The 14823-nt window shown below is 71.5% G+C and carries 15 protein-coding genes; 9 read left to right on the top strand and 6 right to left on the bottom strand.

Annotation, left to right across the window (positions count from 1 at the left end; translation table 11 throughout):
* The first annotated feature begins 20 nt into the window (after positions 1–20).
* The 4 genes from OG440_RS01385 (at position 21) to OG440_RS01370 (ending at position 3654) form a co-directional block, all read left to right on the top strand.
* Entirely contained in the window at positions 21–629 is a 609-nt protein-coding gene (locus tag OG440_RS01385) for a helix-turn-helix domain-containing protein (RefSeq protein ID WP_406004963.1), read from the top strand.
* 129 nt (positions 630–758) lie between these two features.
* Complete coding sequence (locus tag OG440_RS01380) at positions 759–1082, top strand: hypothetical protein (RefSeq protein WP_406004962.1); 324 nt, start codon at positions 759–761, stop codon at positions 1080–1082.
* 199 nt (positions 1083–1281) lie between these two features.
* On the top strand, positions 1282–1908 hold the full coding sequence (locus OG440_RS01375; RefSeq protein WP_406004961.1) for a class I SAM-dependent methyltransferase: 627 nt from the start codon (positions 1282–1284) through the stop codon (positions 1906–1908).
* 417 nt (positions 1909–2325) lie between these two features.
* Positions 2326–3654 (top strand): phosphatase PAP2 family protein, encoded by a 1329-nt coding sequence (locus tag OG440_RS01370; protein WP_406004960.1) that lies wholly within the window; start codon positions 2326–2328, stop codon positions 3652–3654.
* Between the two features lie 109 nt (positions 3655–3763).
* On the opposite strand, the gene OG440_RS01365 is transcribed toward OG440_RS01370, so the two are convergent.
* The 5 genes from OG440_RS01365 to OG440_RS01345 all read right to left on the bottom strand — a co-directional run bounded on the left by OG440_RS01365 (position 3764) and on the right by OG440_RS01345 (position 9095).
* Positions 3764–4660: an RNA polymerase sigma-70 factor gene (locus tag OG440_RS01365; RefSeq protein WP_406004959.1), complete on the bottom strand. Its 897-nt coding sequence runs from the start codon at positions 4658–4660 to the stop codon at positions 3764–3766.
* A gap of 106 nt (positions 4661–4766) precedes the next feature.
* Positions 4767–5963, bottom strand: coding sequence for an NAD(P)/FAD-dependent oxidoreductase (locus OG440_RS01360; protein ID WP_406004958.1), 1197 nt, complete (start codon positions 5961–5963; stop codon positions 4767–4769).
* A gap of 117 nt (positions 5964–6080) precedes the next feature.
* On the bottom strand, positions 6081–6461 hold the full coding sequence (locus OG440_RS01355; protein ID WP_406004957.1) for an ArsR/SmtB family transcription factor: 381 nt from the start codon (positions 6459–6461) through the stop codon (positions 6081–6083).
* Positions 6458–6904, bottom strand: a complete 447-nt coding sequence (locus tag OG440_RS01350; RefSeq protein WP_406011218.1) for an SRPBCC domain-containing protein — start codon at positions 6902–6904, stop codon at positions 6458–6460. The genes OG440_RS01355 and OG440_RS01350 overlap by 4 nt, the downstream gene beginning before the upstream one ends.
* Positions 6905–7364: 460 nt before the next feature.
* Entirely contained in the window at positions 7365–9095 is a 1731-nt protein-coding gene (locus OG440_RS01345; protein WP_406004956.1) for an acyltransferase, read from the bottom strand.
* Between the two features lie 172 nt (positions 9096–9267).
* Between OG440_RS01345 and OG440_RS01340 the strand changes: the two genes are divergently transcribed.
* From OG440_RS01340 to OG440_RS01330, 3 genes are all read left to right on the top strand, one after another.
* Positions 9268–11673 (top strand): Orn/Lys/Arg decarboxylase N-terminal domain-containing protein, encoded by a 2406-nt coding sequence (locus tag OG440_RS01340; protein ID WP_406004955.1) that lies wholly within the window; start codon positions 9268–9270, stop codon positions 11671–11673.
* A 124-nt stretch (positions 11674–11797) separates the two neighbouring features.
* Entirely contained in the window at positions 11798–12358 is a 561-nt protein-coding gene (locus OG440_RS01335; protein WP_406004954.1) for an alpha/beta fold hydrolase, read from the top strand.
* Between the two features lie 111 nt (positions 12359–12469).
* Entirely contained in the window at positions 12470–13237 is a 768-nt protein-coding gene (locus OG440_RS01330) for a hypothetical protein (protein WP_406004953.1), read from the top strand.
* Positions 13238–13522: 285 nt separating this feature from the next.
* Here OG440_RS01330 and OG440_RS01325 read toward each other — a convergent pair whose 3' ends face one another.
* The gene (locus OG440_RS01325) at positions 13523–14050 is read right to left on the bottom strand and encodes a hypothetical protein (protein WP_406004952.1); all 528 of its coding nucleotides are present in this window, start codon (positions 14048–14050) and stop codon (positions 13523–13525) included.
* Between the two features lie 19 nt (positions 14051–14069).
* Between OG440_RS01325 and OG440_RS01320 the strand changes: the two genes are divergently transcribed.
* Entirely contained in the window at positions 14070–14228 is a 159-nt protein-coding gene (locus tag OG440_RS01320) for a hypothetical protein (RefSeq protein ID WP_406004951.1), read from the top strand.
* Positions 14229–14430: 202 nt separating this feature from the next.
* Complete coding sequence (locus OG440_RS01315; protein ID WP_406004950.1) at positions 14431–14763, top strand: putative quinol monooxygenase; 333 nt, start codon at positions 14431–14433, stop codon at positions 14761–14763.
* Positions 14764–14823: the final 60 nt, after the last annotated feature.

Genomic DNA, 14823 nt, shown 5'->3' with positions numbered 1-14823 from the left:
AACACTGCAAAAATGACCGCATGGATGCCGAACTCGCGGAACTCCTCGACAGCATCGGGCCCCGGCTGCGCGCCCTGCGGCGGGACCGCGGACTCACCCTGGAAACCCTCTCGGAGGACACCGGAATCTCCGTCAGCACGCTGTCGCGCCTGGAGTCGGGCCGACGGCGCCCGACGCTCGACCTCCTGATCCCGCTCGCCCGCGCCCACCGCGTCGCGCTGGACCAGCTGGTGACGGCTCCGGCCACCGGGGATCCGCGGGTCCATCTGCAGCCTCGAAGCAGGGACCGCGGAAGTGTCCTCGTCCCGCTGACGCAGTATCCGGGCCGCGTCCAGGTCTTCAAACAGGTCCTCGCGCACCGCGAGCCGAGGCTGGTGACCCATTCCGGCTACGAATGGCTCTACGTGCTCGCCGGTCGGCTCCGCCTCATCCTGGGGGCGCGCGAGATGACTCTCCAGCCGGGCGAGGTGGCCGAGTTCGACACCGGTGAACCCCACTGGTTCGGCCCCGCCGACGCCGAAGCGGTGGAGATCCTGCACCTGTTCGGCCCCCATGGCGACCAAGCCGTCGTCCGCACCGGCCCGACGGCGAACGACCGAGGTGCGGGCGATCCGGCCGCGTCTCGGTGATCGGCCCGTCGGTTCACGCGGCGACCGTACGGCGCGCGACTTTGTGGGACCAGGGGTCCGTTCTGCCCCGCGAGCTGTGTCAGACCCGTGTGGAATGCTCCGCGCTATCGGTCCGAGAACGTGGATGGGGTGGTCGAGGTGTGGACCAAGGGGGAGGTCTGGCAGCTTCGCCGGGGAGCGGAAGTCGCCGGCGAGATCATCGTGGAGGAGGGCGACTTTCCCTGGCTGTACGGGCGCTTCGTGCCGGCCGCGGGCTTCGCCGAGGTGGGGCCGCTGTTCGAGCGGGAACTGGCGTCGACCGAGGCGGAGGAGTGGGAGGACTGGGACTCCGTGGTGGGCGAGATCAACGACAAGCTCCAGCTCGTCGCCCCAACGGGACCGGTCGCCGAGTTCCTGCTGCACATCGACGGCGCACGGGCCTGGTTCCGGTGGATCGACGAGCCGATCGACTGACCGGCGTCCTGCCGGCCACCTGATCCGCCGCAGGCCGGTCGATCAGTCCTCCACAGAGGGGACGACTTCTTCAGGGGCCGGGCCGCAAGAGAAGGCCGCTGACCGGACACGGTCCGAGCGGCCCCGGCGCCTGTATCTACGATGGGAACGCGCGATGGCACCGTCGTCCTCGCCCTGACCACGGAGAGGCACGCAAGCCATGAGCAGCCGACGCGACCGCTGGGCGGAACTGACAGGTGGGCAGGGCGGAGAGGAGTACGCGCTGCGGTTCGCGCGGCTCGCGGAGTCGGGTCACGACGTCCACGGTGAGGCCACCTTCTGCGACACCCTTCTGAATCCTGCCGCCCGTGTACTCGACGCCGGCTGCGGTACCGGGCGGATCGCGATCCGGCTCGCCGAGCTGGGGCACGTCTGCACGGGCGTGGACGTCGACCACTCCATGCTGGCCGTCGCGCGCCGGGTCGCCCCGGACCAGGAATGGCTCCACGGCGACCTCGCCCGCCTGGAGGACCTCGGTCTGGAACCGGGTTTCGATCTGGCGCTCGCCGCCGGGAACGTCATTCCCCTGCTGGCCCCCGGTACCGGACCGGACGTGGTCCGGCAGCTGGCCGCCGTGCTGACGCCGGGCGGACTGCTGGTCACCGGCATGGGACTCGACGCGGCACACCTGCCACTGCCGGAACCGACGGTGACGCTGACGGAGTTCGACCACTGGTGCACGCGGGCCGGACTGACGCTGAGGCAGCGCTTCGCCACCTGGGACGGCGACCCCTACCGTCCGGGCGGCGGCTATGCCGTGAGCGTGCACGCCCGCTCCACCGGCTGAACCGGTTTTCCCGGCGCGGGCGCAGCTCTCCGCTGATGGCGGGCAGTGGGGACACCTTCCGTTGCACCCCGCAGGTCGGTGATGACCCTCGGCGCGTGCCGCCATGCCGCCATGCCGCCGTGCCGCCTCGCCGCCGGGTCTCCCGGCGCCGAGGATCGAGAGCATCCGCGAGGGCGGCCGGTCGGTGCCGCACATTTGGGCTTAACCCACCCGCACCGCTCCGTTAACATGTTCGAACTCGCGATGAACGCCCCCCATTACCCGTTCTTCACCGGGAAAGCACGCCATCTGGTGTGATAAGTAACCTATTGAGTCAAATCGAGCACATTGGTCAAGTAATTGATATCTATAGCAGTGCAGGCGCTCTCGCGAATAAAAGACAGAACCGCGTACTCCGTGGGGCGTCACCAGCGGGTCATGCTGTGGGGCACGGCGGGTGTGGTCGCGCTTGGATTCCTCGTCGCGCTGGAAGTCGCGGCGCGACGCTGTGGTCTGCCGGGCCCGATCAGCAATCAGGTGGGAGAGCTGATATTCCCTCCCAAATCCGGTTTCCTGCTGTACGCCAGTTTGGCGTTGATGATGGTGGTTCTCACCTGGCGGCAACGATTCATCGCCATGGGAGCCGCGCTCGGTATCGACGTCGTTTTCCTGGTGGTCCGGTGGGCCGCTGACGTCAAGGTCACGGGTGGCCACCCCTTCGGCAACGGTGCGCTGTGGGTGATGGTGGGCTGTGCGGTCATCGCCGTCACGCGCCGCACCGGCGAGGAACGTGTCCTGCTGCTCAAGGGCGTCGGGCTGGGCCTGCTGCTGGTGGCCGGTCGCAAGGCCGGCGACATCTGGCTGATCATCACCTCGAAGACCCGGCCCATGGTGCTCGACCAGTACGTGGCGACCGCCGATCACGCGCTGGGCGAACCGTCCTGGCTGGCAGGCCGTGTCATCACCGCCACCGGTTCCATCGGCTTCAATTTCCTCGACATCGTGTACGGCCAGCTCGCCGTGGCCGCGGTCGTCGTGGCGCTGTACCAGCTGCGCAATGTGGCGGCCGAACGCCGCTTCCCCGGGCATCACCTGGTGCGCACCTTCCTGGTGATCGGCCTTCTCGGGCCGGCCATCTACATGATCTTCCCGGTGGTCGGGCCGGTCTTCGCCTACGGCACCGGCGCCGAGCACTGGGCATCGGTCAGTCTCTGGTCCCCGACGCCGCCCAGCGAGCAGTGGGCCGTGGGCGATCTGTGGCCGATCACGCCGTCGCCGATCAAAATCCCGCACCACATGCCGTTCGACGAGATCACCCCCCGCAACTGCATGCCGAGCCTGCATACGGCGTGGGCCACCGTGATCTTCATCCATTCCCGGAACAGCCCGCGGGTGCTGCGATTCGCCGGCACGTTCTGGCTGATCGCCACACTGACCGCGACCCTGGGATTCGGCTACCACTACGGGGTGGACCTCATCGCCGGGGTGGTGTTCGCCTGCACGATCGAGGCAGCTCTGCGCTCGCTCGACCGAGGCTGGGACCGATCGGGAATCCAACTGGTCGCCTACGGCACGACGGTCTTCGCCGCGCTCTTGCTGTCCTATCGCTACCTGCCGCTGCAGATGGCCGAGCATCCGTGGGTGTCCGGACCGCTTCTCGTGCTGGCGATGGCCTCCGTGGTCTACGGCTTCGCACGGAACGCCGCGCCGGGGGAGCCGAGGACCGCACCGGAGCGTGAACCGGAACCGCAGCCCGAACTCATCTGAGGGCGCCCGACGACGTTGACGCGCTCGCCTCTGTCCCGGATCTCGCGCAGCGCGCCGGCCGACAGGCCACCTAGGCGGCCGTTCCGGTATCGGTTCCTCGGTTCCGGTATCAGTCGAGCGTGAGTGGTGTGGCGGCGGCGATGTGGGTGAGCTTGGCGGGGTTGCGGACGAAGTAGATGCCGGTGACGAGGTCGTCCTCGACACGCAGCGCCATGACGCTGTCGATCTCGCCGTCGACGCGCAGGAGGAGCGCCGGCTCGCCGTTGGCGGTGGTGGGCTCGGCGGTCAGTCTGCCTTCCTTGTTGCCGAGGGCGGCGAGGAGCAGGCGGACCACCTTCGCGACGCCTGTGACGGGCCGCAGCGCGGCGCTCCTGACACCGCCGCCGTCGCTGATCAGGACGACGTCGGGGGAGAGCACGTCGAGCACGCCCTGCAGGTCACCGGTCTGCACGGCGTGCCGGAACGACGCGAGGGCGGCCTGGGCCTGGCGCGCGGAGACCACCTGGCGGGGGCGGCGGGCGTCGATGTGCTTGCGGGAGCGGTGGGCGATCTGGCGGACCGCGTCGGGGGTCTTGCCGACCGCCTCCGCGATCTCGTCGTAGCCGACGTCGAAGACCTCGCGCAGCACGAACACCGCCCGTTCGGTGGGGGAGAGGGTCTCCAGGACGAGCATCACGGCCATGGACAGGCTCTCGGCGAGCTCGACGTCCTCGGCGACGTCGGGCGAGGTGAGCAGTGGCTCGGGCAGCCAGGGGCCGACGTAGGCCTCCTTGCGGCGCCGCAGGGCCCGCAGCCGGTCGAGCGCCCGCCGCGTCGTGACGCGCACGAGGAACGCGCGCTGGTCGCGGACCTGTGCCAGATCGACCTCGGACCAGCGCAACCAGGTCTCCTGCAGGACGTCCTCGGCGTCGGCCGCCGAGCCGAGGATCTCGTAGGCGACGGTGAAGAGCAGGTTGCGATGGGCGACGAAGGCGTCGGTCGCCGGGTCCGCGGCGTGGTCTCGCATCCTCGGATCCTTCCATGGCGGCCCGCCCCAGGGGGCCGGGCCGGGGGAGCGGGCATCAGGGTGTGGGCGTCGGGCAGTGGGGAGCCCGGGCTCCCGCTCCGGAGGTCTACGGCACGTGGACGGGCCGGCTCGCGGCCTGGACGCGCTGCTGCCGGGAGTCGTCCTTGACCTTCAGGACCCGCGCTCCGGGCTTCTCCGCCTCGTCGGAGAGCTGCTTGACGGTGTGGGAGACGACGAACTCCTTCACGCGGGCGCCCGCGCGACCGCCGACGTAGAAGCGGACGGCGGTGTCGTCCCTGCGCGCGAACTGGAAGATGCCCGCGCCGCGGCCGAGGCTGACGCACAGCCCGGCGAAGGCGATGCTGACGGCTGCGGGCCGCCCGCCCCCGATCCGGCGGAGCACGGCGTCGGCGGCGTGCGGGCCGAGCTGGACGGCGGACTGGCAGCCCATCCGGTAGGCGAGGCCCGACGGCGAGGCCGCGTCCCCGGCGGCGACGATGCGGTCGTCGTCGATGCTGGTCAGGGTCTCGTCGGTGAGGAGGCGGCCCGACTCGTCGGTGCTGAGGCCGCTGCGGGCGGCCAGGTCGGGAACGCCGAAGCCGGCGGCCCAGATGGTCAGGTGGCCTGACACCTCGCGACCGTCGGCGAGACGTACGGCGTCGGCCGTCACGGAGGCCGCCTTGGTGCCGGGGCCTTCGAGGACGGTCACGCCGAGGGCCGCCAGGCGCTTGGCGACGAAGCGGCGGCCGTTGGGGTGGAGGTAGGGGCCGAGCCGTCCTCCGCAGACGAGGGTGACGGCGTGGCCCGCCTCGGCGAGCTCGGCCGCGGTCTCGATGCCGGTGGCGCCGCCGCCGACGACGGTGAGCGCCGCGGTGGCGGGTGCGGCGGCCACGGCCCGGCGCAGCCGCTCGGCCTCTTCCAAGGTCGCGATCGGATAGGCGAACCTGTCCGCGCCGGGCACCTCCGGCGCGCCGCTGCGGCTGCCCACCGCGTAGATCAGGTGGTCGTACCCGACCGTGCCGCCGCCGGCCAGCGAGACCGTGCGCGCCTCCCGGTCGATCCCGGTCGCGGTGTCGACCACGAGCGTGACGCGGTCGCTCAGGACGTCCTTGTAGTCGACGACCGCGTCGCCGGACCCTGCCACCAGCTGGTGCAGGCGCAGGCGCTCGACGAAGGTCGGCCGCGGGTTGACGAGGGTCACGGCCACGTCCTCGCGGCCGGTCAGGCGGTTGGCCGCGAGGACTCCGGCGTATCCGCCGCCGATCACGATGACTGCCGTCCGGCTGCCCGTGTGCTGCGTCATGGTCTGTGCTCCGTTCGCTCGGGTTCGCACACATGACGTCGGACGGAGGCGATGTGTGACATCGTGTGGCCCGGATCACAACCAGGGCGCGTCAAAGCCGCATGACGTGCCTCTCTTTCACTCGGAGCGTGCCGGATCCGAACCCGAACCCGGATCCCGTTCCGCTGCCTCGGCGACGCGTTTGATGTGGGCCAGACGCCGGTCCCAGTCGGCCGCGAGCGAGGCCATCCATCGCGCCGTCGTGTCCAATGCCGCGGGCCTCACCGCGTAGCGGACCTCTCGTCCGACCCGGCCGCCGGAGACGAGCCCGGCGGCGTCCAGGACGGCGAGGTGTTTGACCACCGCCTGCCGCGAGACGGGCAACCGTTCGGCGAGCGTCGTGGCAGTGGCCTCGCCCTGTGCGGCGAGCAGGTCGAGCAGCCGGCGTCGCGTCGGATCGGCCAGCGCGCCGAGGACGCTGTCGACGACCTCGGCGGCGCCGGGACGCTCTTCCGTCACGTGGAGGACTGTTCCGCGCGGGCCTTGAGCGCGTCGAGCTCCAGAGGCCAGCCCGCGCTGTGGTCCTTGAGGTTCTGACTGCGCAGCTCCTGGGACCCGGCCAGCGCCGCGAACCCGCTCTCGACGACGCGCAGGCGGGTCCGGTCGCCCTCCTGGGTCAGCGTGAACTCCACGAGGGTGCTGTTGTCCTCGCGCAGTTCCTCGCCGGGGAACGCGCTGGTCCAGCGGTACGCCAGGTAGGTCGGCGGCTCGACCTTCTCCACGCGTACCGGGAAATAGCCGTGCTCGGCGTTCTTCGCCACCATCGACTCGCCTTCCCTGGCCACGGTCCCGGGCAGGGTGGCCTTGTCGGCCACCCAGAACGCGGGTTGGGCCACCAGCGACCACACCCGCTCCAGCGGAGCTTCGATCAGGGTGTCGCGTTCGATCCGGTCCTCGCTCATCAGGTACTCCTTCGTCGTCACCATCGGATGCAACTTCAGAGTTGCACATCGCCGAGCGAGGTGCAACTCAAAGGTTGCGCTTCGAGGTGTCGCGTCGGCCGGCCCGGTCGGCGGGCTTGGGATTCTCTCGGGACGGATACCTTCACAGCCCGGCTGGACGGCGCCTGGGAATGGTGGTCGGCCGCCATCGAGGAGGCGCAGGAGGGGCGATGGGTCCGTGACACCGCGGAGCGGCAGGTGGTGGCGGACATCGTGGTTGCGACCAATACCCTGCACGGCGGTCGGCTCGCGCCGTACACCGAGGATTCTTCGAGAGGGCCGGGTGCCGGCGGAGAAGGAGATCGCCCTGGCCGAGGGCTTCCTGACCGGGCCGGGTCCATGGAGGATCTCGCGCTGTTCTTCTACGACGACCGACGACCGCCTTGGCCCGGTCGGTGCCGTGTGCGCAGGGAACGGATTCTCACGACGGACCCTGGTGGGGCATCGTGAACACGGGCGAGCGGCCCGGCTCGGGGCGGTGCACACCCCGCGGCCGGTACCCCAGACGGTCCGCCACCCCCACCAGATCGGCCAGCAGCCAGACGATGGCCAGCCACATCTCGGTGCCTTGCAGTCCCGGCTCGCGGCCGGGACCCGAGCCGCCCTCTCCCGCCGGACCGAAGCCGAAACCCACGCCGTCACGCCATCGCGCCGTCGCCGACACCAACTGCTCCTTCGCCCACGCCCGCACCTCATCCTCCCGATGACGGGTCTGCCGTCCCGTGAGCCACAGTGGATGCGCCACGTCCAGGACGTTGCAGGCGTTCTGGCGGCCCGACGCGAACCAGCGCGGATCACGCGCGTGGGCCAGCACGCTGTCCACCACCCGCTCCGGGTACGGCACGGGAAGCCCGAACTGGGCGAACGAGCCGCGGGTCAACCGGTAGTAGCCGTTGACCAGTTGCAGCCGGCCGTCGGCGGGGGACGGTGTCGAGCCCCACATTCCCGTCAACGGATCCACCCGCGTCCCCAGCCAGCCGAACAGCGCCTCCAGGGTGCCCGGTTCGCCGCGCGCCCCACCCGGCGACTCACGATCGCGATACGCCCCGGTCGCCCAGCAGTCCACCCACGCGCCCGCCGACCAGGCCCGGGTCCGCCAGGGCAACGCCTCCAGCCGGGCCACCAGTTGACCGGCCGTCATGCGGTCCACGACATGCACCGGGTGGGCGAACCGCGAACCCAGCAACTCCAGCGCGCTGCCCACCGAAAGGACGTGGTACTCGGCGGCGCCGTCCTCGATCCACCCGTCGCGGGCCGGCGCGGGCAGCACGCCGGGCCCGCCTTCAGGGGCGAGCTCGGGGACGAACCCGCTCACCGGATCCTGCAGCACACGCAGTCGCTCGGCATGCTCGGCCGCGGTCAGCTGCTCGGGCGGTGCGCCCAGCAGCAGATCGGCGATCTCCACGGCGTCACAGTGCGCGCGCACCGTCGCCGAAACGCCCGGCCGGTCGCTGTAGCGGCCGGTCTCGTCGCTCCAGCAACGGGCCAGCACCTCGGCGGCCTGCCCCCGGGCGCGCTCGGCGAACTCGGCCACGGCGTCACCCAGGCGCGTGTCCGGTGTGACCGCCGCCGCTCCGCCGTGTCCGCGACGATCGCGCAGCGGCCGGGCCGGGTTGCCGGCGGCGATCGTCCACGGCGCCAGGTCCTTGGTGACGACCGCCCCCGCCCCCACGACGCAGTGATCGCCGATCGTCACCCCGTCCAGGACGACGACGTTCGAGCCGATCCACACGTCGTCCCCTATGACGATGCCCTTGCTCGTCAGCGGCTGCCGGTGCACGAACCGGTCCGGCGCGAAACCGTGGTTGAAGCCGAGCAGGGAAGTATGCGCGCCGATACGCACCCCGTCCCCGAGCGTCACGTGCCCGCGCACCGTCGCGTACGGGTTGACGCAGCAGTCACGCCCGGCCCGCACCTCACCCGTGACGTACGCGTACCCCGCGATGTAGGAATCGGCGCCCAGACGCAGAACGTCGGCGAACACGGCAGCGGCCGAGGAGACGTAGCAGCGCGCCCCGAAACTCGCGCCGGCCTCGGCCAGCGTCTCCTGGTACGCGACCTGGGCCGCTCGTTGCGCGGAAGAGGCCCGGCGTACGAAGTCCCAGGGGCAGTAGTCGAAGTAGGAGTCCTCGGTGGCGCCTTCGTGATCCACGCACGTCAGCATAGATAGCGCTTACTGCACGGGCAATCTCTTCTCGACGGAGGGTGAAGCGCACGCCCGGCGGTTCCGTCCTGCGGGCGGTTTACGGCTGTGCGGACCCGGGCTCGGCCGAGCCGCCCGGAAACTGACCGGATGGCGGCGTGGGGCTGCCGGAAGGGGTCTCATGACGGACAGCAGGATCTTGGTCGCGGTACGGGAACGCCCGCAGGACGAGGGTGCGGGTGCCGAGCAGTTGGCGCGCATCGCCGATGCCGTCGAGAAGCGGGGATTCGACATTCGATGGGCGGCCGGTGTCGCGGACGCCGAGGCGGTGCTGCGGACGGAGGCGGGCCTGACCGCGGCACTCGTCGCCTGGGAACTACCGGGCCGGGCAAGCGCGGACGGCGAGCCCGGCGGCGCCACCGTCCTGCGCTCCATCGGACGGCGCTTCCAGGATCTCCCGGTCTTCCTGGTCATGACCGACGACGGCGTGCGGGACCTGCCGCTGTGGGTGTCGGAGTCGGTCGTCGGGTACGTGTGGCCGCTGGAGGACACCCCCGGGTTCATCGCGGGCCGGATCACCACGGCCGCGCGCACCTACCAGGACGCCGTCCTGCCGCCCTTCTTCCGGGCGCTGCGCCGCTTCGACGACGCTCACGAGTACTCCTGGCACACCCCGGCCCACTCCGGCGGTGTCGCCCTGCTGAAGTCGCCCGCCGGCCGGGCGTTCCACGACTACTTCGGGGAACGCCTGTTGCGCAGTGACCTGTCGATCTCCGTGGCGGAGCTCGGCTCGCTGTTCGAGCACACCGGCCCGATCGGGGAGGCGGAGCGCAACGCCGCCCGGGTCTTCGGCGCCGGCCTCACGTATTTCGTGCTGCACGGCGACTCCACCTGCAATCGCGTGGTCGGCCACTTCAGCGTCACCCGCGACGAGATCGCGCTCGTGGACCGCAACTGCCACAAGTCGGTGCTGCACGGGCTGGTCGTCTCCGGCGCCCGTCCCGTCTACCTGATCCCCACCCGTAACGGTTACGGCCTGGCGGGACCGCTGCCTCCCGCGGAGCTCGCGGCGGAGTCCGTCGCGGCCCGGATCGCCGCGAACCCCCTGACCCGGGACGCGGTCTCGCCGCACCCCCAGTACGCCGTCTTCACCAACTCCACGTACGACGGCCTCTGCTACGACGCCCCGGCGGCGGCACACGCGCTCGCCACGAGTACGCCCCGGCTGCACTTCGACGAGGCCTGGTTCGCGTACGCCCGCTTCCACCCGCTCTACGCGGGCAGGTACGGCATGTCGGTGGACGAGGCCACCTTCCCCGGTCCCGACCGGCCGACGGTCTTCGCGACCCAGTCCACGCACAAACTGCTGGCCGCGCTCTCGCAGAGCGCCATGATCCACGTCCAACCCTCCCCGAGGGCGCCCGTCGAGCACGACCGGCTCAACGAGGCGTTGATGATGCACGGCACCACCTCCCCGCTCTATCCGATGATCGCCTCGCTGGACGTGGCGACCGCGATGATGGACGGGCCGCAGGGCCGCTGGCTGATCGACGAGGCCGTGACCGAGGCGGTCCGTTTCCGCCAGGAGATGGTCCGCATCCGACGTCGCATCGAGACCGCCGGCGACCGGCCGCCCTGGTTCTTCGGCGTCTGGCAGCCCGAGACGGTCACCGACCCGGGCACCGGCGCCCCCCTGCCGTTCGACGAGGCCCCGGCCGACCTGCTGCGCACGGAGCCGGCCTGCTGGCACCTCGAACCCGGAGCCGCCTGGCACGGTTTCCCGGGGCTGACCGACGGCTACTGCATGCTCGACCCGATCAAGGTCACCCTGACCTGCCCGGGCATCGACGCGACCGGCACGACCGGCGAGTGGGGCATCCCGGCACGCGTGCTCACCGCGTACCTGGCCACCCGTCACATCGTCGTGGAGAAGACCGACAGCTACACGACGCTCGTCCTGTTCTCCATGGGCATCACCAAGGGCAAATGGGGCACCCTGCTCGACGCCCTGATGGACTTCAAGGCCCTCTACGACCAGGACGCACCCCTCGACCGGGCCCTGCCCGCACTGGTCGCCGAGCACCCCAGGCGCTACGCCGGCCGAACCCTGCGCGAGCTGTGCCAGGACATGCACGACCACCTGCGCTCCGTCCGCCTCGTCGAGCTGCTGGACACCGCCTTCCAGCAGCTGCCGGAACCGGTCGCTCCGCCACAGCTGTGCTATCAGCGCCTGATCCGCGGCGGCACCCACCGCGTGCGGTTGACGCAGGCGTCGGGCCAGGTGGCCGCCGCCATGGTCACCGTCACCCCGCCCGGCATTCCCGTCCTGATGCCCGGCGAGAACGTCGGCGCCCCCGACGGCCCGCTGCTGCGCTACCTCTCCGCCCTCGAATCCTTCGACCGGCGCTTTCCCGGATTCCGCAGCGAGACCCACGGCGTGACCCTCGACCCCGACACCGGCGACTACCTCGTCGAATGCCTGCGACCGGCAGCCGGCGAGGAAGAGGGCTCCGACGCGCGGGAACGCCGCGGGGCGACCCCGGCCCAGCGCGGCCGGCCGGAGGAGATCCACGCCGAGGGCCGGTAGGCGGGCAGGGGCCCGGCACAGCGCGTGTCATCACGGTTCGGCGGGCCCGGCGTCGGCCGGGATTGGCACCGGCCGGCAACGGGTAATGCAACCGGGCCGTCGTGAGGGTGTGAGGAACTGGGCCATGACAGAGACTCGGCAGATCTTGTTCATCCAGGGCGGCGGTGCGGGCACGCACGACGCATGGGACGACAAGCTGGTCGACAGCCTGAGGCGGGGGCTCGGGGCGGAGCACGAGGTCCGATACCCGCGCATGCCCGACGAGGACGACCCGAGTTACGCCGCGTGGAGCGCGGCGATCCGACATGCGGTGGCGGAGCTGGAGGACGGGGCGGTCGTCGCCGGCCATTCGGTCGGCGGGACGATACTCGTCCACGCGCTGGCCGAGCGACCGCCCGAACGCAGGCTCGCGGCGATCGTGTTGATCGCCGCCCCGTTCGTCGGCCGGGGCGGCTGGCCCGGCGACGAGTTCGAGCTGCCCGCCGACCTCGGCGCGAGGCTGCCGCACGGCACCCCGGTGCATGTGTTCCACGGACTCGAGGACGAGACCGCCCCACCCTCACACGCCGACCTCTACGCCCGGGCGATTCCGCAGGCGCGGGTACACCGGCTGCCCGGGCGAGACCACCAGTTGAACAACGATCTGAGCGAGGTGGCCGAGGCGATCGGCCCCGACCGACCCTGACGCCGCGTCCCCGACCGACCCCGACCCTGCATTGAGTACGCCTACTCATGCCGACCCGCACCGGGGCGGCCACGATGAGCCGTACGGAACTCACGGACAGGAGGCGGGGGCATGGGCAGGTTCCTGGCGGCGGTGGCGGCCGTGGTCGCGGCGGGCGCGGCGTTGGTCTTCGCATACGTGGCGGGCGCACCACCCGCCGTGGTGCTCGCCGTCGGCGCGGGCGTGCTGAGCCTGCTGTGGCTGATGCTCCTGCTCACGGTGCCCTGGAACCTGTACTTCCGTGCGCACGCGGTCCTCGCCGAGATCGCGGTGAGCCGCGAGAAGGGCATCGAGATCTCGTCGGCCCGGGATGCCGAGGCCGCGCGGATCGCCCGCACCATGCTCCGGGCGGCGGTCGCGGGTCACGTCGTGACCGGTGCGCTCACCCTCGCCGTGACCTGGGCGACGGGCGAGTTCACGGGCTACTGGTTCGCCGCGTTCTTCCTGCTGAGCACCTTCTTCCGGCCGGCGGGCGCCTACTTCGGCCAGCTCCGGCGCCGTCTGGGCACCCTCCTGAAAGATGTCACCTACCCGCGCGACGACGTCGTCGAGATGCGGGCCCGCGTGGACCGTGCCGAGGCCGGGACGCGGGTCCTGGAGGAGAAGGCGGAGGAGCAGTACAAGGCCCTCGCCGAACTGCGCCGCACGGTGGACGCGCTGGCCATGAGCACCATCGAGCAGGCCGACAAGGCTGACCGCAGGATCACCGCGCTCGGCCGGGAGTTCGAGTCGACGGTGAACCGGCTCACCGACAACCAGGACATCATCGCGGGCGTGAAGGCGTTCCTGCGCCTGCTGCGGACCCCCGACGCGGGCGACGGCGTCCCGACGTCCGGGTGACCGGGTGACCAGGTGACCAGGTGACCGGGTGACCGGGCGGCCGGCAGCCATGGCCCGAGGTGCGGCAGCGGAGCCGTAGAGGGGCTGATCGTGGCGCTTCCCGGCAGCCGGGCCGCGCCGCGAGGCAGGCGGACGCGTCGAGCGGTGAGCCCGGCGGGCGCGGCCGTGGATCCTGTGCGGCCCGAGAGCGGCCGGCCGCGCCGGGATGTCGCCCTGGCGCCCCACCGCTGGGCCCCACCGCTTGAGAACGTCTGCGGGCAGGCAGACAGTGGGAGGCATGAGCCGTCACCGCAGTCCACCCCGCAGGGCGCCGTGGATCATGGCCGGAGCAGCCGTCCTGGTGGCGGGGGGCCTGGGGATCTGGGGGCTGACGGCCGGGGACGGCGATGCCCCTGGGCCGGCGCCGTCGGCTTCGAGCGATCTGTCCCTGCCCACGCTGGACCCGCTGCCGTCCCTGACGGTCGGCCCGGAGGCTTCCAGTACGGCGCGTCCCCGGCCCACGGATACCCGGGTCGCCCCCTCCCCGAGGACGTCCGGGCCCTCGACGCACCCCGGGCACCGTGAGACGGCCCACCGCACCCCGTCCGTCCCGCCGTCCTCGGCCGTGCCGAAGGCGACCTCGAAGCCGGTCCGGTCCGAGCCGCCCGCGCCGTCGTCACCACGGCCCTCGCACACCACGAGGGCACCGTCGCGGCCGCCGTCGCCCTCGACGCCGTCCGCGACGCCGTCTTCCTCGCCGACCGTGTTCGCGGCGTCGTCGAACCCGGCCCTCGCACAGTCGCCGACGCCCGGAGACGGTTCTGCCGTCACCACGATCTGGTACACCTCGCCCGTGGCCCGGGCCGCCGCTCAGCGCATGGCCGTCTCGGGGACGGTGGGTGACCCGGTGTGCTCCATGTCGGCGGTGGGCGCCGTGGACCCCGCGCTGGTGCCTCAGGTCGGCCGTATCGGGGTCGGTATGTACGACCACTACTGGTGCCTGATCTGGTAGTGATCGCCAGCCTCTCCACGCATCGGCCGTCTCAGCACACGCGCCTCACGCGGCTCACGGGGCCGAGGGCCTCGCACCGGCTCGTCGGCGAGGGCCGGGTGCGCGGGCGTGTCATGGTCGGCGGAGCCCGGCGGCCGAGCGCCCGGGGAGCGGTGCCGCGACGACCGACGACCCGGCCGTCCACAACTCACCAGGAGCACTCATGATCTTCATCACCGCCCGGTTCCGTGTCCTCCCCCAGCACGCGGACGACTGGCCGGACATCACGCGGGACTTCACGCTGGCCACGCGCGACGAGCCCGGATGTCTGTGGTTCGACTGGTCGCGCAGCGTCGACGACCCCGCCGAGTACGTGCTGACCGAGGCGTTCCGCGACGACCAAGCCGGTTCGGCGCACGTCTCCTCCGCGCACTTCGTCGCGGCCTGCGCGGAGCTGCCGTCGTACCTCGCCGAGACACCCAGGATCGTGAACGTGACCGTCCCGCAGGACGACTGGTCCCTGCTCGGGGAAATGGCGGTCGACGGCAACCGCTGACACTGCCGGGCGACCCCGGGTCGCCCGGCCGGCCGGGCACCGTCAGGGGGCGCGGCCTCG

The sequence above is a fragment of the Streptomyces sp. NBC_00637 genome (assembly GCF_045161545.1).
In the GTDB taxonomy this organism is placed as follows: domain Bacteria; phylum Actinomycetota; class Actinomycetes; order Streptomycetales; family Streptomycetaceae; genus Streptomyces.
This window is presented reverse-complemented; position numbering and strand designations above follow the sequence as displayed.

Coding starts and splice junctions, on each gene's coding strand:
- OG440_RS01385 (WP_406004963.1), top strand. CDS start 21: ATGGATGCCGAACTCGCGGAACTCCTCGACAGCATCGGGCCCCGGCTG.
- OG440_RS01375 (WP_406004961.1), top strand. CDS start 1,282: ATGAGCAGCCGACGCGACCGCTGGGCGGAACTGACAGGTGGGCAGGGC.
- OG440_RS01370 (WP_406004960.1), top strand. CDS start 2,326: ATGCTGTGGGGCACGGCGGGTGTGGTCGCGCTTGGATTCCTCGTCGCG.
- OG440_RS01365 (WP_406004959.1), bottom strand. CDS start 4,660: ATGCGAGACCACGCCGCGGACCCGGCGACCGACGCCTTCGTCGCCCAT.
- OG440_RS01360 (WP_406004958.1), bottom strand. CDS start 5,963: ATGACGCAGCACACGGGCAGCCGGACGGCAGTCATCGTGATCGGCGGC.
- OG440_RS01350 (WP_406011218.1), bottom strand. CDS start 6,904: ATGAGCGAGGACCGGATCGAACGCGACACCCTGATCGAAGCTCCGCTG.
- OG440_RS01340 (WP_406004955.1), top strand. CDS start 9,268: ATGACGGACAGCAGGATCTTGGTCGCGGTACGGGAACGCCCGCAGGAC.
- OG440_RS01335 (WP_406004954.1), top strand. CDS start 11,798: ATGACAGAGACTCGGCAGATCTTGTTCATCCAGGGCGGCGGTGCGGGC.
- OG440_RS01330 (WP_406004953.1), top strand. CDS start 12,470: ATGGGCAGGTTCCTGGCGGCGGTGGCGGCCGTGGTCGCGGCGGGCGCG.
- OG440_RS01315 (WP_406004950.1), top strand. CDS start 14,431: ATGATCTTCATCACCGCCCGGTTCCGTGTCCTCCCCCAGCACGCGGAC.